This is a genomic window from Jeotgalibacillus sp. 10bf12 (genome assembly GCF_055597105.1).
Map to the genome: position 1 here is coordinate 2,010,236 of NZ_CP200276.1, position 16,401 is coordinate 2,026,636.

Sequence of the window (16,401 nt, forward strand, 5' to 3'; positions counted from 1 at the left end):
CACTAGGGAGGCGATGACATGTCAACTGCTAATCCAACAGCTAAAAAGAACCATAACCCCAAATTAGCTGTCATTCTTTCAATCCTTCTTGCAGGTTTAGGTCAGTTGTACAACCGCAGATATGTAAAGGGTACTTTGTTTATTATTCTTGAAGTTTCCTTCATCCTGACGCTTGGACAGTTTATCAATTATGGTATCTGGGGCATTATGACGCTCGGTACACTTGCAGGAACAGATCATTCAGTATTTCTATTAATCTATGGACTTGTTGCACTTGTTTTGATTGCATTTGCAATTACACTCTACATAGCGAACGTGAAAGATGCTAAAAGAGATGCAATACGCCTGAGAGACGGCGAAAAAAAGCCGACATTCAAACAGGCATTGCGTAATATATGGGATACAGGTTTCCCTTATTTCTTCGTAACACCGGGCTTAATTATGCTTGTGTTTATCGTTGTATTACCACTTATGTTTACAATTGCTTTAGCATTTACAGATTACACGCAGTATAACCAGCCGCCGAGAAATCTGCTGAGCTGGATCGGATTTGAAAACTTTGGCCGTCTTTTCTTTGGAACAGGGGCAGGGGACAGTAATATCTGGCAGGATACATTCATTAGTGTTTTCACATGGACAGTTGTATGGACAGTAGTTGCTACTACGCTTCAGATTGCACTTGGACTTTTCCTTGCACTGCTTGTTAACGATCCGCGTATTAAATTCAAACGTTTAATCCGGACAATTCTTATTCTTCCATGGGCAGTACCTGCTTTCGTTACGATCCTTGTTTTTGCAGCAATGTTTAACGATCGTTTCGGCGCGATAAATACGGAAGTTCTCGCAATGTTTGACCTGGCCATTCCGTGGCTGCAGGATCCATTCTGGACACGCATTGCGTTAATTATGATACAGACATGGCTTGGATTCCCATTCGTTTTTGCTTTATTCACAGGTATCTTACAGAGTATTTCTAAAGACTGGTATGAAGCAGCAGACGTTGATGGAGCAAGCAGAATGCAGAAATTCAGAAACATTACACTTCCGCACGTACTTTATGCTACAGCACCACTCTTGATCATGCAGTACGCCGGAAACTTTAATAACTTCAATATCATTTATCTATTCAATGAAGGTGGACCGGCTGTCCGTGGTCAAAATGCGGGCGGTACAGACATTCTGATTTCATGGGTATTTGATCTGACGTTTGAATTGAACCAGTACAGTATGGCAGCTGCCATTACATTAATCCTTGGATTAATCGTTACAGGATTTGCCTTCTTCCAGTTCAGAAGAACAAGATCATTTAAAGAGGAGGGGAACCTTTAATGAGTAAAAAAATGAAATCCAATCTTGAAGTTGCGCTGATTTATCTATTCCTTGCGTTCATGGCTGTTATTATCGGCTATCCTCTTCTCTGGACTGTAGGTATGTCGCTTAACCCGGGAACAAGTCTTTATTCAGCACAGTTGATTCCGGATAACTGGTCACTCGTTCACTACAAATGGTTATTTACAGATCCATCAAGTGATTATCTGCTCTGGTATAAAAACAGTGTCATTGTTGCAATTGCGAATGCTTTCTTCTCAGTTGTGCTGACATCTTTTGTAGCCTATGCATTTTCACGTTATAAGTTCACAGGACGTAAATACGGGCTTTATGCATTCCTATTGCTTCAGATGTTCCCGGTCATCATGGGAATGGTCGCAATATACGTCATGCTGAACATGGTTGGACTGCTTGATTCACTAGTTGGACTTACTTTGATTTATATTGGCGGTCAAATACCGTTCAATGCTTGGCTCGTAAAAGGATATTTTGATACAATACCTAAGGAGCTTGATGAAGCTGCAAGAATTGATGGTGCCGGGCATTTAGGCGTATTCTTCAAAATTATGCTGCCGCTTGCAAAGCCGATCCTCGGCGTTGTAGCCTTATTTAATTTCATGGCACCATTTGTTGACTTCCTGCTGCCGCGTATTATTCTCAGAAATCCTGACAACTTTACGCTTGCACTCGGATTATTCAACTTTATCAGTAATCAGTTCGATAACAACTTCACGCGATTTGCTGCAGGATCTATTCTGATTGCTGTACCGATCGCACTTGTGTATCTTTTATCCCAGCGCTACCTGATCTCAGGACTGACTGCCGGCGGTACAAAAGGTTAATCACTGATACTGATTGATTCTTACAGACACATAGCTTACGTAACTTCGGAAAATATTCCGTTAAAGGAGGAGGGGCAGAGGTGAGAAGAGTCAGCGCTCTTTTACTCATCACTATCCTCCTTTTTAATAGCGCTTTTTTGAATTCAGCAGGCGCTGTTGAAAAGGAAGAGAGAATGTGGCAGGACGAATCAATTTATTTTCTGATGGTGGACCGCTTTTTAAATGGTGATACCTCAAATGACTTTACAGTGGACACGCAGGATCCTCTTGCGTACCACGGTGGTGACTTTCAGGGAGTTATCAATGAGCTGGATCACATTAAAGACATGGGATTTACTGCAATCTGGCTGACGCCTGTCTTTTCTAATGAAGAAAACGGGTATCATGGCTACTGGATTGATGACTTTTACGAAACAGAAGAACATTTTGGCACAATCGAAGAATTTAAAACGCTCGTAGATGAAGCCCATGACAGAGGACTTAAAGTCATTCTGGACTTTGTTGTTAACCACACGGCGCCGACCCATCCGTGGGTGTCTGACCCTGAAAAAGAAGACTGGTACCATGAAGAACAGCCGATCAGAGATAATAATGATCCAGAACAGCTTGAAAACGGCTGGATTTACGGACTGCCGGATCTGAATACTGAAAATCCGGAAGTGCGGGAATACTTATTTGATGCAGCTAAATGGTGGATTGAGGAAACTGATATTGACGGATACAGGCTTGATACAGTCAAGCACGTACCTGCTGAATTCTGGACAGAATTTTCCTCTGAAGTAAAGTCTGTAAAAGATGACTTCTATTTAATAGGGGAAGTATATGATACTGATGTAAGGAAAATTGCTGAATATGCTGATACCGGCATTGACGGCTTTGTTGATTTCCCGCTTGCTGAACAGATGAGAACGGCTTTTCAGACCGTTGATCAGTCAACAGACCGTTTGTTCAACTACTGGGATTACAATCAGCAGTTTTTTGACAATCCTTATTTAATGGGTAACTTTATCGATAACCATGATATGTCCCGTTTCACAAGGCTTGCTGCCGAGAATAATATGTTCCCGGGTACCAGATGGGAGCTTGCAACCGTCTTTATGTTTACAGTACCAGGAATTCCGATCATGTATTACGGTTCTGAAATCGCGCTTGATGGCGGTGAGGATCCCGATAACCGCAGACTTATGGACTTTAACGTTGATGAAGAACTGAAGGATTATATTGCTGATGTTGGTGAACTGAGACAGGAGCTTCCTTCATTAACAAGAGGCACACTGAATGTGCTTTATAATGAGCAGGGAATGCTTGTATATGAACGAGAATATGAAGATGAGACCAGTGTCATTGCAATTAACAACACAAGTGAAACACAGACCGTGGATTTACCGGTTGCCGATTTTGCGGATGATAGCGAGCTGCGCGGTCTGCTTGGTGGAGATCTTGTAAGGCCGGAAAATGATCAGTTCAGAATTGTGATGGACCGTGAAGTGGCAGAGATCTATGTCGTTGCAGAAGAAACAGGTATTAATTACGGCTTTTTAGCATTGATTGCTGCTGTATGGATATTCTTCATCGGTTTATTCATATTTATGAAGAAAAAAGGGAATAGAAAATCAAAGGCTTAAGTCTTTGATTTTACTCAATTTGTAAGCGTAATCACAGGAGGTGACGATGATGTCTGTCACGATTAAAGATGTAGCAAAAGTTGCAAATGTAGCGCCGTCCACTGTGTCTCGGGTGATTGCCAATAATCCGAGAATCAGTGAAAAGACGAAAGTGAAAGTAAGGGAAGCGATGGATCTTCTTGGCTATCATCCGAATTTTATAGCCAGAAGTCTTGCCAATCAGGCAACGCAGGTGATCGGACTAGTCACCCCGGGTTCATCAGATGTGTTTTTTCAAAACCCATTCTTCCCAACAGTGTTAAGAGGGCTGAACGAGGGTGCACACGAGCATCAATATGCACTTCAGCTTGTTACAGGTAAAAGTGAGGATGATATTTATCATGGTGTTGTCCAGATGGTACAGGGCGGCCGGGTCGATGGCGTTGTCCTATTGTACTCCAAAGTGGAAGACAGAATCGTTTCATACTTACAGGAGCGGAATTTTCCGTTTGTCATGATTGGGAAGCCTTATAAAATGGCTGACAGTATTACTCATGTAGATAACGATAACGTCAGCGCGGGCTTTGATGCAACAGAGTTTTTAATTGGTATGGGGCATGAAAGAATTGCCTTTGTCGGCGGTGATAAGCAGCTGGTTGTGACAATGGAAAGACTTCAGGGGTACAAAGAAGCACTGCAAAAAGCGGGCATTCCTTATCGTGAATCCTATACGGTGCATGAAAGCTTTCTGCTCGAAGGCGGGAAGGATGCCATTTGTGCGCTGATGGATTTGCCGGAACAAGACCGCCCGACAGCGCTGTTAGTGACAGATGATTTAATGTCACTGGGTGTTTTAAACACATTAAGCGAGCTTGAAATATCAGTTCCTGAGGATCTCTCTATTATCAGCTTTAACAATGTGCTCTTTTCTGAAATGTCGAGACCGCCGCTTACTTCAGTCGATATTAATATATTTCAGCTTGGATATGAAGCATCAAAACAACTGATTAACTGTGTGGAAAAGAAAGAAGAAACTTCTCACAGAGTGACGGTTCCTCATAAAATTGTGAAGAGGTTTTCAACTGAATACGTAAAAAAATAAGAGCATCACTGCTCTTATTTTTTTATGTTCATTTTTTTAACTGCTTTATATCCAATCATGTTAACAGGATCTTTCGGTGCGCTGTAGGGTGGTGCGTAAGCAATTTCAAGGGTCTGCAGGTCAAGAACACTTAGATGTCCGGAAATGGCTGTGCTGATGACATCAATTCGTTTATCTGCTCCCTGTCCGACTGCCTGAGCACCATATATCTTTCCACTATCAGGACAGAAATGTACGATAAGCGATAGGGAAGATGCACCGGGATAATAGCCTGCGTGCTGCTTCGATGTTAGGTCTGCGGTTTCAAACGTCCTATTCATTTTCCTGAGTGAGGATGCACTGTGACCAACAACAGCGGCAGATTGCTCAAACACCTTACAAATAGCTGTACCTAAAATTCCTTTAAAGGGAATCGGATCATAGGTCATATGTCTTGCTGCAATATAGGCTTCTCGGTGGGCGACCCAGGCGAGTGGCACCTGCTTCGGCTCACCTGTAATAAAATCAACCGACTCGATTACATCACCAATCGCATAAATATCAGGGTCATCCGTTTGCATATATTCATTCACACAAACACCGCCTGTAGAACCGATTGACAGTCCAGCTGTTTCAGCAAGGTGTTTATTCGGTTTAATACCGACTGCAAGCAGCAGAAAGTCCGCTTCAATCACAGTTCCATCTGAAAGCTGAAGCGACTTATCTTCATTAATTTGCGTCACTGTTGATGACAAGTGAAGATCTATACCGTTTTCAACCAGCTCTTCTTCAAGCGCTTTTGAAAATTCAGGCTCAAGGAGGTTAAGTACATGTGCAGACCGCTGAACAAGATGAACTTTAATCCCTCTCGCTTTCATATTCTCAGCCATCTCAAGCCCGATAAATCCGCCACCAACCAAACAGACAGACTGATAATTGCGTTTAGAGATATGCTCATCCAGTTTGAGCATATCTTTAAATGACCTCAAGCTGTAGCAGTTCCCTCTATTCAGATGTTTGATATCTGGAACGATTGGTATTGCACCAGGGGAATAAACAAGCTTGTCATAGGTTTCATCATAGGTGTCATCTTTAATATGATCTTTTATGGTCACTGTTTTCTCAGTTCTGTTTATTCGGATCACTTCATGACGGATCCGAACTTCTATATTTTTCTTATCCTGGAAGGACTCAGGTGTAGCTGCAATCAGGTGCTCTCTTTTTTTAACAAAGCCCCCAAGGTAATAGGGCATCCCGCAATTTGCAAAAGACATGGTTCCATCTTTCTCAAATACAATGATCTCACTCTGCTCATCAAGCATTCTCAGTTGTGAGGCGAAAGTGGCACCTCCTGCGACTCCACCAATTACCAGCACTTTCTTCGTCATCTAATCAATCCAATCAATGTGCAGATTTTTTATTCAGGAAAAAGATTGCCAGCGTACCAGGTCCTGCGTGCGCACCAACTGCCGAACCGATCATACCGGTAAAGAATGAAGTTGTACCGAACTCATTCTCAATCATCGTCTTCATTTCTTCAGCAAGTGCTTCATCATCTCCGTGGCTGATCCCGATCATCTGCTGATCAAGCTGATCGCCGCGTTCCTTCATTACTTCAATGATTCTCTTCATCAGCTTCTTTTTGCCGCGAAGCTTCTCAAGCGGTACAAGCTTCCCGTCTTCAACATGCAGTAACGGCTTGATATTCAATAAGCCCCCGATGAATGCAGAGGCTTTAGACACGCGTCCGCCTTTTGCCAGATAATCAAGGTCTTCCACCGTAAAGAGGTGCTCCATATGCTCATACTGAAATTTCACTTCTTCTTCAATTTGCTCAAATGTTGCCCCCTCTGAAAGCATGTGAGCTGCTTTTACTACAACCAGCCCATATCCAAGAGAAGCACACTTAGTATCAAGGATTGTCAGATCGAGCGCAGGATATTCTTCCTTTACCTGATCCCTGATCATAACGGCAGTCTGATAAGTCCCTGACAGCTGTGAAGAAAAGGCAATATATAATCCTTTTTTACCCGATTTAGCAAGGTCTGTAAAAACTTCTTCCATTTTCTTTGGACTCGCCTGTGAAGTTTTTGGATGACCGCCTTGTCTGATCGAGTCAAATACATCTTTTGACTTAATTGATACGATATCTTCGTATTCTTCTTCTCCAATATGTACATGAAGTGGAAGGAGTGTTATATTATGTTCTGTGAAAAATTCGCCCGGTAAATCACTAGCACTATCAGCAATCAGTTGAATGTTCATTTTAGTAGCTCCTTTTTGTTTGGTTGTGGTATTCGCCTGAAGTGTTTGCGGTCCCGCGCATCGTCCTTCAGCAGGTGTTTTTATAAAGCTTTAGTCATACTTCTAAGTTTAGCGATTAAATGAAGAATTTACAATCAGATTAGTGTATTGACGGGTAAATTAGGTAAAGTATAAATAAATGATATAGAAGGGAAGGGTGAATCGTGGCAGAGACGAGAGATGCCTTTAGCCTGGCGCATGTATCGAAAGAGAATATCTGGATTGAATCCAAAAAAATTGCTGTTGTCATTATAGGTGCGATTTTAAATGCTGTAGCACTGAACCTGTTCTTAATACCTGCGAATGTTTTTGCAAGCGGCTTTACAGGAATGGCTCAGCTTTTATCTAATATTCTTCTTGATTTCACACCGTTTTTCATCTCAACAGGGATACTGTTGCTAATTCTTAACATTCCGGCCATTATACTGGGGTGGTTTAGAGTAGGGAAGATGTTCACGATTTACAGTCTGATTTCAGTAGGGTTTACCACTATTGCGCTTGAAATCATTCCTGTCGTGGAAGTTTCACCGGATATCCTGTTAAACGCTGTGTTCGGTGGTGTTATTGCTGGTGTCGGTGTAGGAATGACACTCAAGTGGGGTGCTTCCACCGGAGGTATGGATATTATTGCAATGATTTTATCCAGAATGAACGATAAACCGGTTGGCATTTATTTCTTTGCAATGAACGCAGGGATTATCCTGCTTGCAAGTGCATTATTCGGATGGGAAAAAGGATTATATACGCTCGTGACATTATATGCATCCACCAGAATGATTGATGCGCTGCATACAAGGCATGAAAAGCTGACTGCGATGATTGTGACTGACAAGTCGTCAGTACTGAAAAAGGCGATTCATGACAAAATGGTCCGGGGAATTACAATTGTACCGGCACGTGGTGCTTTTGCAGATGACCCGAAGGAAATGCTGATTATGGTCATAACACGATATGAGCTGTTTGAGCTTGAGCGGATTATTCATCAGACAGATCCTCATGCGTTTACAAATATCATTCAGACGACCGGGATCTTCGGATTCTTTAGAAAAGATGATTAGAAAAACGGCTGCTTCTATTATAGAGGCAGCCGTTTTATCTGTAACCGGTTCACTTCGCTTCAGGCGGACGCTTTCCGCGGCCGGGCGGTGAGCCAGCAGGCTCCGCCATAGCCTCACACGTCCCTTCCTGCCGCAGGAGTCGCCGCCTTACGCTCCGTTCCCCTCTGATTCAATTCATACGATTGAAACATCTAACATTCATCTTCATCAGATTTTAATATTCAACCGGTCTTCTAAGAATAATGAGATGCCGTCTTCGTTGTTGGTGCCTGTAATATGTTTGGCTGTTGATCTGACGCTGTCGATGCCGTTGCCCATTGCGACACCAAGACCTGCGTAATCGAGCATTTCAAGATCATTGTCTTCGTCTCCAAAGGCAATAATGCGGTCTTTGGAGATGCCGTAGTAGTCAGCCACTTTTTTAAGTCCGACTGCTTTATTCAGACCGGATTTGACGATTTCGATTACATGCCACGGTGCACCCCAGCGTCTATGATCAATAACTTCTGCATGAACTTCACTCAGGTGGCTCCTGATACTTTCCACATGCGATTCATCAGCATGAATCAATAAACTTGTTGGATTGGCTGGCAGATAGGTTCTAAGGTCTCCTGCTGTAATGGTTGGGTTACCGAAGCTGAAAATATCCAGCAGCTTTTCATCATGATAATGAAGGTAGACGTCATCAAGAATTTCTGCGACCATGTTATGAAATTCGTAATCATGCACTGCTTCAACGATATCTTTTACAACATTCAGGTTCATTGGCTCATGATGAAGTCCCCAGCTCTGATCAAGAGGGTGGTGGACATATGCACCATTAAAATTAACAATTGGTGTATGCAGTCCAAGCTCTTTATAATAGGCTTCGCTGGCTCTGAAAGGTCTGCCGGTAGCGATCATGACTTCATGACCTGCTTCCTTTGCTTTTAAGAGCGTTTTCTTCGTTCTTTCGGAAATCACTTTTTGATCTGTCAGTAGAGTACCATCAAGGTCGAGTGCAATTATATGTTTATCCATTGGAATACGCTCCTTCGCTTCTAAGTCCTTATTCAATTGTATCATTCGTTTCAAATAAGGTGAAATAGTATGACACAATTTGGTTATGTGATAATATATGAGCGAAAAGGATTGAGAGGAGCATCAGCGTTGATCGAAATACATAACAGAAAAATTGCAGGTATACCATGTTTACTGGTTGAAAATATGCAGAATGAAACATCTCCAGTCATTTTTTTCTTTCACGGATTCATGAGTGCGAAAGAACACAATCTTCACTATGCCTACCTTTTAGCAGAAAAAGGCTTTAATGTTGTGCTTCCGGATGCAGCCTACCATGGTGCCAGGTCGGATGGCTCTGATGAAATGGTCATGAGTACGCGCTTCTGGCAGATTGTTGTCAGATCAATAGAGGAATTGGGTGCCATGAAGCAGGAGCTCCTCAGTCAGGGGTATGCTGAAGAAAACCGTATTGGAGTTGCGGGTACTTCAATGGGGGGAATAACGACACTTGGCTCATTAAAGCGCTATGATTGGATCCACACCGGGGTCAGTCTAATGGGCTCTCCTGCTTATGTTGGTTTTGCTAAAGCACAGATTCAGCACTTTGAAAGAAATGGCTTCAAGCTGCCGATGAGCGATGAAGAAGTAGATGAACAGCTGAAGGTGCTTGAAGAATATGATCTCAGTCTTCATCCTGAAAAACTGAATAACAGACCACTGATGTTCTGGCATGGAAAAGCGGATACAGTCGTTCCTTATGAGCCGACATATGCTTTCTTCAAATCCATTCATCAGTCTTATGATAAAAAAGATTATTTGAGATTTATTACGGAAGAAACAGAAGGACATAAAGTGACACGAAGAGGTTTGCTTGAAACAGTAAAGTGGTTTGATCTGCATATGCAATCATGACAGTTTCAGTTGTAGCGTTTTTTTGTTATGATAAGTACAAAGCGTTAAAGGAGTGATTGGATGGATCAGGATACTAAAGACAGCATCATGGGTGCCCTTGAACAGGTTATTGACCCTGAGCTTGGCATTGATATCGTAAACTTAGGCCTTGTCTATGATGTATTTATGGACGATGCAGGAAATACAGAAGTTAAAATGACACTGACATCTATGGGTTGCCCGCTTGCACCGGTGATCGTTGACCAGGTAAAAGCAGCACTTGCAGATGTACCTGAAGTGAAAGAAGTAGATGTAAATATTGTATGGAGCCCGCCATGGAGCAAAGACAATATGTCACGCTACGCTAAAATTGCATTAGGGATTACGTGATCAAAAAAATAAAACCGCTGAACCCTTTGATGGGTTCGGCGGTTTTTGCTGTGTCGGAGTATGTAGCTGTTGAGGAAGCGGGCAGATTGCCGGTGACCGATTGCAGTGCGGCCTAATAATGAAAAAGGTGATGTAATCCGTGTGCTAGCTGTAGGAATCCTCAGTAAAATTGATAGATAAAATCTGCCCGACGGTGATGAGCTCCGAATTAATGTCAATGGTGTCAGAATAAATTCAATTGCCGATAGATAAATGGGAAAAGGTGATCGAATCACCGCCATCACCGCCCACCTCCTCCGCCACAGTATACAGATCATTTCCTACCTCCATTAACAACCACACATTGACTGCAGTTGAAATGCCTGTGTCGCTGCGATGTATTGCCCGAAAAAAAGAGGCTCAGCCGTCAACACGGCCAAACCTCTCACCAATTAAATGAATCAATTTCCCGTCTGAAACGTATATAAGGAAACCATTACTTTACGAAATCCACAGTACAAGTAGAACAATTGGACCTACAGTTAAACAGTAAATCGCAAAATAAATCAGGTTACCCTTCGCCATAATATTCATAAACCACTTAAGCGAGAAGTATGAAGCAATAAGTGATGCGATAAATGCCAGCAGGTATGGGAGCCACAGATCCGCCAGGTTATCATCCTGAAGGAAATCTGAGAAGCTCAGTACCATTCCGCCAAGACTGACAGGTACAAATAGCAGAAATGAATACCGCAGTGCCGTTTCCTGATGAATCCCTCTTGCCATTGCCGCTACAATTGTTGCGCCGCTCCGGCTGATACCCGGAATCAGGGCAACCGCCTGAGCGCCACCAATGATCAGTGCATCTTTTATAGACATACCACTCTCACCGCGTTTACCACGCAGATTTCTAATCAGAAATAGTGCGATACCGGTAATCATTAAAGTAATCGCAACCGTCTGAGGTCCGGATAGACGTGAAATGTCATCATCAAACAGCACACCGATCACACCGGCTGGAATTGTACCGATAATCAGGTACAAAATGAAATTAAATTCTGTTTTATCTTCAGGCTTTCTCGTTTTTATGTAACCAAGACCTCTTGTAATCAGTCGGATAATGTCTTCTCTGAAAACCAGTAAAACAGCGATAAGAGAGGCTGAGTTCACCATTAATTCAAAAGTGAAATTGTTACCTTCAATTTCTATACCAAGAAAATATTGTGCCAGCTGAAGGTGCCCGCTGGATGAGATCGGAATCGGTTCAGTAAACCCCTGAAACAATCCGAGAAAAGTAAATTTTAATAATAACCATAACTGTTCGATATCCATAAAATCCTCCATTATTTTAGCATCACATGTTCTTAATTTAACCACCGAAAAGATGAGATGTAAAGTGCTGGTTCTTTACAATTTGATGAAGAGAATGATAAAATATGACAAAAGGTCAAAGAAGGTCAAAGGAGTGATCTGATGAAACTGGATCAAATGACATACAGTGTGCAGGATGCTTTTGCTGAAGGAAAAGAGCTTGCAGTAAATAATAAGCATTCTTCTATTGATGTAGAACACGTTTTTGCCTCGATGCTGAACAATGATTTTACATTGAGGCTACTGTCCGGGATTCACATGAATACTGCTGACATTAAAAGCTATATCTCAGAGAAGCTGTCTTCATTGCCTGTCGTGCATTCAGAAAGTTATGATCCTGTTTTTGCAGGAGATGTAGGCGTGTGGCTGAAACATTCAGAATCAGTCATGAAGGAATATACAGATGAGTTTTTATCATTAGAGCACCTGATGCTCGGTTTAATGAAACTGTCTCATCTGGACACAGTCAAATATATATTAAAACATAGTGAAGGACCTGATGTTTTAAAGCAGGTTATTGATGAAATCAGAGGGGGAAGAAGAGTGACATCTCAAAATCCTGAAGTCGCATATGAAGCGCTGTCTAAGTACGGACGTGATTTAGTGGAAGAAGTAAAAAAAGGAAAGATGGACCCGGTGATTGGACGTGATGCTGAAATCAGACACGTCATCAGGATTTTATCCAGAAAAACAAAAAACAATCCTGTACTGATCGGCGAGCCGGGGGTTGGTAAAACGGCCATTGTTGAAGGGCTTGCACAGCGGATAGTCAGAAAAGATGTACCTGAAGGGCTGAAAGATAAAATTGTCTTTGAGCTCGATATGAGCGCGCTTGTCGCCGGCGCAAAGTTCAGAGGTGAATTTGAGGAAAGACTGAAAGCCGTTCTTGCTGAAGTGAAAAACAGTGATGGTCAGATCATCCTCTTTATTGATGAATTACACACCATTGTAGGTGCCGGGAAAACAGAAGGTGCCATGGATGCAGGGAATATGCTGAAGCCGATGCTTGCCAGAGGAGAAATACACTGCATCGGTGCGACTACTTTGAACGAACACAGACAGTATATTGAAAAAGATCCTGCTCTTGAACGCAGATTTCAGCAGGTGATGGTGCAGGAACCTGACGAGGATGATACAGTATCGATCCTGCGCGGGCTGAAAGAGCGTTTCGAGCTCCATCACGGTGTAAGAATTCACGACAGTGCGATCGTAGCAGCAGCTAAGCTTTCTGAGCGCTATATTACAGATCGCTTTCTACCTGATAAAGCGATTGACTTAATCGATGAAGCCTGCGCGATGATCAGAACTGAAATTGACTCGATGCCACAGGAATTAGATGAAGCATTCCGAAGAGTCATGCAGCTTGAAATTGAAGAGCAGGCACTTGCAAAGGAAAAAGACCCTGCAAGTATTGAAAGGCTGAATAAACTAAGGCTTGAGCTTGTTGAACTGAGAGAGCAGGCAGAGGTCATGAAAGCGAAATGGGAAAGTGAAAAGCACTCATTAGTCGTGATTCAGGAAAAAAAAGAAGAGCTTGATAAGTTGAGAAGAGAGCTTGAAGATGCTGAGAATAACTATGATCTTTCTAAAGCTGCAGAGCTGAAGCACGGTCATATTCCAAAGCTTCAAAAGGAAATTACAGCACTGGAACTTGAAAACGAACAATCACGCGATGAAAACCGTCTGTTAAGAGAAGAAGTTTCTGAAGAAGAGATTGCATCAATTGTAGCAAGATGGACGGGGATTCCGGTCAACAGATTAATAGAAGAAGAGCGTCAAAAACTGTTAAGACTTGAAGATACGCTGCAGGAAAGAGTGATTGGTCAGCAGGAAGCCGTTATTGCTGTAAGTGAAGCGGTTCTGAGAGCACGGGCAGGCATTAAAGACCCTGATCGTCCAATCGGTTCATTTATCTTCCTCGGACCAACAGGAGTCGGTAAAACAGAGCTTGCAAAATCACTTGCCTTCACACTGTTTGATAGCGAGGATCAGATGGTCAGAATTGATATGTCTGAGTACATGGAAAAACACGCTGTCTCTAGATTAATTGGAGCGCCTCCTGGTTATATCGGGTATGAAGAGGGAGGTCAGCTGACAGAAGCAGTCAGAAGAAAGCCATACTCAGTGATCCTTCTTGATGAAATAGAAAAAGCGCACCCTGAAGTATTCAACATTTTGCTTCAAATGCTTGATGAAGGAAGAATTACTGATTCTAAAGGACGGACAGTAGACTTTAAAAATACGATCATTATTATGACTTCTAATATCGGTTCAAGTCATCTCCTAGAACAATCCGGTGATATTGAAAAAGCGAGAGAGCTTGTTATGGGAGATCTGCATCGTCACTTCAGGCCGGAACTGTTAAATAGAATGGACGATATCGTTTTATTTAATCCGCTGACAGAAAATCATATGAGGGGAATAGTCTATAAGCTGATCGAAGAACTTCAGGAGCGGTTATCTGAACAGCATATAACACTAGATTTGTCAGATGAAACAGTCAGCTATATTGCTAAAGCAGCCTACAACCCATCCTTCGGCGCAAGACCGCTGAAGCGCTATATCCAGAAAGAAGTAGAAACCCTTCTTGCAAAAGAGCTGCTAAAAGGAAATATCCAGTCACACAGTCACATACTGATCGAGCGGGAAGATGAGCAGTATAGAATTGTGAAAAAATAGCCTACAAAATAATATATTTGTATATGCACAGCTGATAATTGGAACGTAAGGGGGCGGCTCGGCAGGAAGGGACAGGTGAGACCAAGCATGGCGAAGCCTGCGGGCTCAACGCCCGGCCATGGAAAGCATCCCCCTGAAGCAGAAATGTTCAGCCAGTCTATACAAATAAAAAATCATGATCCCTGTATCCGGGGATCATGATTTTTTAGTGATGCTCAGCAGGCTGAGGCTTTGGAATGATTGTACCTAGTACAAATAACAGTACCGTTACGATCACAGCGATAATATTAGCAGTCATAAACTCGTAAGGAACGCCGTTCATAGAGCTGACAACATAAGCCATCATGTGCGTTAATAGGAAAGTCCAGAATAATGTGAAGAAATATGCCAAAGGATTCACCTCATTTCGAAAAAATACATCGCTTTCATTTTAGCACAGTTTTTTAGAAAAGAAATGTCGAATCAATGAATTCATAACGAAATTCAGTTATGATTATAAAGGAATAAAAGCAATAAAGAGGAGAGATACAAATGGCAGACGATAAAACAATGGAATTTATGCAGATCGCAATGAAATATCTACCGGAAGCAAAAGCAAAAATGGATGAAGCTGGCATCGAAGTTTCAGTAGAATCACTCCAGCCATTCATGACAATCTTCGCAAAAGCAATGAATGACGCTTACGAACTTGGGAAAGCAGATGCTAAGAAGTAGGGAATAGTGAACACGTTGAATATCAGTCACACTCACGATTTGCGCAGCGAGCCGATCGTGTTCGAAGCTAAGACGATCATGTCTTAGCTTTTTTTATTACAGAGCAATCTATCCATCAGTTGAAAACAAAATCATTATCATATATTATTAGTACCAACTCATAATATATGATCATATCTATTGATAAAAAATCAGAAAGAAGGAAGATATATGCGTGCAGGTGCTTTAGGAGTAGGACGTTACTTACCTGAAAAAGTCGTAACAAATCTAGACTTGGAAAAACAGATGGACACGTCAGATGAATGGATCCGCACCCGGACAGGGATAGAAGAACGCCGGATAGCCGGTGATGATGTGAATACATCAGATATGGCCTATGAGGCTGCATTAAAAGCAATTGAAAACGCTGGAACCAAAGCTGAAGACCTGGATATGATTCTTGTTGCGACGGTCACACCTGACAGACCGTTTCCTTCAGTGGCAACGATTTTGCAGGAAAGACTTGGCGCAACAAAAGCTGCAGCATTGGATTTATCAGCAGCGTGTGCAGGATTTATGTATGGAATGGTTACTGCAAAGCAGTTTATTGAGAATGCAGGTTATCAGCAGGTCCTTGTAGTTGGTGTGGAAAAGCTGAGCAAAATTACAAATTGGAATGACCGGAACACAGCTGTTTTATTCGGAGATGGAGCAGGTGCAATGGTATTGGGCCCTGTTGACGAATCAAAGGGTATCCTGTCATTTGAACTTGGTTCTGATGGTTCAGGCGGAAACCATCTTTATCAGGCAGAAGATGGAATTCATATGAATGGCCGTGAAGTATTTAAGTTTGCTGTGCGTCAAATGGGTGAATCCAGCATCAACGTTCTTGAGAAAGCAGGATTAACGAAAGAAGATGTTGATTACCTGATCCCGCACCAGGCAAACATCAGAATTATGGAAGCATCCAGACAAAGGCTTGAATTACCGATTGAAAAGATGTCTATGACTGTAAATAAATATGGGAATACCTCGGCAGCTTCTATTCCGATTTCATTAATTGAGGATCTTGAAGCAGGCAGAATTAAAGATGGAGACCTGCTCGTAATGGTCGGATTCGGTGGCGGTCTGACATGGGGTGCTATCGCAATGCGCTGGGGAAAATAATCGAACGAACA

The 16,401-nt window shown here is 42.3% G+C and carries 15 protein-coding genes; 10 read left to right on the plus strand and 5 right to left on the minus strand.

Annotated elements, in window-relative coordinates; translation table 11 throughout:
• The first annotated feature begins 18 nt into the window (after positions 1-18).
• The 4 genes from DH10bf12_RS10475 (at position 19) to DH10bf12_RS10490 (ending at position 4,877) form a co-directional block, all read left to right on the plus strand.
• The gene (locus tag DH10bf12_RS10475) at positions 19-1,329 is read left to right on the plus strand and encodes a carbohydrate ABC transporter permease (RefSeq protein WP_471735247.1); all 1,311 of its coding nucleotides are present in this window, start codon (positions 19-21) and stop codon (positions 1,327-1,329) included.
• On the plus strand, positions 1,329-2,171 hold the full coding sequence (locus DH10bf12_RS10480; protein WP_471735248.1) for a sugar ABC transporter permease: 843 nt from the start codon (positions 1,329-1,331) through the stop codon (positions 2,169-2,171). The genes DH10bf12_RS10475 and DH10bf12_RS10480 overlap by 1 nt, the downstream gene beginning before the upstream one ends.
• An 80-nt stretch (positions 2,172-2,251) precedes the next feature.
• Positions 2,252-3,796: an alpha-amylase family glycosyl hydrolase gene (locus tag DH10bf12_RS10485; protein WP_471735249.1), complete on the plus strand. Its 1,545-nt coding sequence runs from the start codon at positions 2,252-2,254 to the stop codon at positions 3,794-3,796.
• Between the two features lie 49 nt (positions 3,797-3,845).
• Positions 3,846-4,877 carry a LacI family DNA-binding transcriptional regulator gene (locus DH10bf12_RS10490; protein ID WP_471735250.1) on the plus strand — a complete coding sequence of 344 codons (1,032 nt, stop codon included), beginning with the start codon at positions 3,846-3,848 and terminating at the stop codon, positions 4,875-4,877.
• A gap of 14 nt (positions 4,878-4,891) precedes the next feature.
• On the opposite strand, the gene DH10bf12_RS10495 is transcribed toward DH10bf12_RS10490, so the two are convergent.
• A complete protein-coding gene (locus DH10bf12_RS10495) occupies positions 4,892-6,244 on the minus strand; it encodes a CoA-disulfide reductase (protein ID WP_471735251.1) in 1,353 nt (450 codons plus the stop codon).
• Positions 6,245-6,257: 13 nt separating this feature from the next.
• Positions 6,258-7,121 carry a DegV family protein gene (locus tag DH10bf12_RS10500; RefSeq protein ID WP_471735252.1) on the minus strand — a complete coding sequence of 288 codons (864 nt, stop codon included), beginning with the start codon at positions 7,119-7,121 and terminating at the stop codon, positions 6,258-6,260.
• 203 nt (positions 7,122-7,324) lie between these two features.
• On the opposite strand from DH10bf12_RS10500, the gene DH10bf12_RS10505 reads away from it, so the two are divergent.
• Complete coding sequence (locus DH10bf12_RS10505) at positions 7,325-8,218, plus strand: YitT family protein (protein WP_471735253.1); 894 nt, start codon at positions 7,325-7,327, stop codon at positions 8,216-8,218.
• A gap of 207 nt (positions 8,219-8,425) precedes the next feature.
• Here DH10bf12_RS10505 and DH10bf12_RS10510 read toward each other — a convergent pair whose 3' ends face one another.
• Entirely contained in the window at positions 8,426-9,238 is an 813-nt protein-coding gene (locus DH10bf12_RS10510; RefSeq protein ID WP_471735254.1) for a Cof-type HAD-IIB family hydrolase, read from the minus strand.
• Positions 9,239-9,367: 129 nt separating this feature from the next.
• Here DH10bf12_RS10510 and yjfP point away from each other — a divergent pair, with 129 nt between their 5' ends.
• Positions 9,368-10,132, plus strand: a complete 765-nt coding sequence (gene yjfP, locus DH10bf12_RS10515) for an esterase (protein ID WP_471735255.1) — start codon at positions 9,368-9,370, stop codon at positions 10,130-10,132.
• A 60-nt stretch (positions 10,133-10,192) separates the two neighbouring features.
• Entirely contained in the window at positions 10,193-10,501 is a 309-nt protein-coding gene (locus DH10bf12_RS10520; protein ID WP_039808436.1) for a metal-sulfur cluster assembly factor, read from the plus strand.
• Positions 10,502-10,981: 480 nt separating this feature from the next.
• Here the strand turns inward: DH10bf12_RS10520 and DH10bf12_RS10525 are convergent, their stop codons facing one another.
• A complete protein-coding gene (locus DH10bf12_RS10525; protein WP_471735256.1) occupies positions 10,982-11,812 on the minus strand; it encodes an undecaprenyl-diphosphate phosphatase in 831 nt (276 codons plus the stop codon).
• Positions 11,813-11,953: 141 nt separating this feature from the next.
• Between DH10bf12_RS10525 and clpB the strand changes: the two genes are divergently transcribed.
• Complete coding sequence (clpB, locus tag DH10bf12_RS10530) at positions 11,954-14,530, plus strand: ATP-dependent chaperone ClpB (RefSeq protein ID WP_471735257.1); 2,577 nt, start codon at positions 11,954-11,956, stop codon at positions 14,528-14,530.
• 205 nt (positions 14,531-14,735) lie between these two features.
• On the opposite strand, the gene DH10bf12_RS10535 is transcribed toward clpB, so the two are convergent.
• Positions 14,736-14,921 (minus strand): YjzD family protein, encoded by a 186-nt coding sequence (locus DH10bf12_RS10535; RefSeq protein ID WP_404408684.1) that lies wholly within the window; start codon positions 14,919-14,921, stop codon positions 14,736-14,738.
• Between the two features lie 140 nt (positions 14,922-15,061).
• Here DH10bf12_RS10535 and DH10bf12_RS10540 point away from each other — a divergent pair, with 140 nt between their 5' ends.
• Together DH10bf12_RS10540 and DH10bf12_RS10545 are read left to right on the plus strand one after the other, a co-directional pair.
• Positions 15,062-15,244, plus strand: a complete 183-nt coding sequence (locus DH10bf12_RS10540; protein WP_471735258.1) for a ComZ family protein — start codon at positions 15,062-15,064, stop codon at positions 15,242-15,244.
• A 210-nt stretch (positions 15,245-15,454) separates the two neighbouring features.
• Positions 15,455-16,390, plus strand: coding sequence for a beta-ketoacyl-ACP synthase III (locus DH10bf12_RS10545; protein WP_471735259.1), 936 nt, complete (start codon positions 15,455-15,457; stop codon positions 16,388-16,390).
• The last annotated feature ends 11 nt before the right edge of the window (positions 16,391-16,401 follow it).

Excerpts from the sequence above, each read along its gene's own strand:
- clpB (WP_471735257.1), top strand. The coding sequence starts at position 11,954 with ATGAAACTGGATCAAATGACATACAGTGTGCAGGATGCTTTTGCTGAA.
- DH10bf12_RS10520 (WP_039808436.1), top strand. The coding sequence starts at position 10,193 with ATGGATCAGGATACTAAAGACAGCATCATGGGTGCCCTTGAACAGGTT.
- DH10bf12_RS10495 (WP_471735251.1), bottom strand. The coding sequence starts at position 6,244 with ATGACGAAGAAAGTGCTGGTAATTGGTGGAGTCGCAGGAGGTGCCACT.
- DH10bf12_RS10545 (WP_471735259.1), top strand. The coding sequence starts at position 15,455 with ATGCGTGCAGGTGCTTTAGGAGTAGGACGTTACTTACCTGAAAAAGTC.
- DH10bf12_RS10475 (WP_471735247.1), top strand. The coding sequence starts at position 19 with ATGTCAACTGCTAATCCAACAGCTAAAAAGAACCATAACCCCAAATTA.
- DH10bf12_RS10500 (WP_471735252.1), bottom strand. The coding sequence starts at position 7,121 with ATGAACATTCAACTGATTGCTGATAGTGCTAGTGATTTACCGGGCGAA.
- DH10bf12_RS10540 (WP_471735258.1), top strand. The coding sequence starts at position 15,062 with ATGGCAGACGATAAAACAATGGAATTTATGCAGATCGCAATGAAATAT.
- DH10bf12_RS10510 (WP_471735254.1), bottom strand. The coding sequence starts at position 9,238 with ATGGATAAACATATAATTGCACTCGACCTTGATGGTACTCTACTGACA.
- DH10bf12_RS10490 (WP_471735250.1), top strand. The coding sequence starts at position 3,846 with ATGTCTGTCACGATTAAAGATGTAGCAAAAGTTGCAAATGTAGCGCCG.
- DH10bf12_RS10525 (WP_471735256.1), bottom strand. The coding sequence starts at position 11,812 with ATGGATATCGAACAGTTATGGTTATTATTAAAATTTACTTTTCTCGGA.
- DH10bf12_RS10480 (WP_471735248.1), top strand. The coding sequence starts at position 1,329 with ATGAGTAAAAAAATGAAATCCAATCTTGAAGTTGCGCTGATTTATCTA.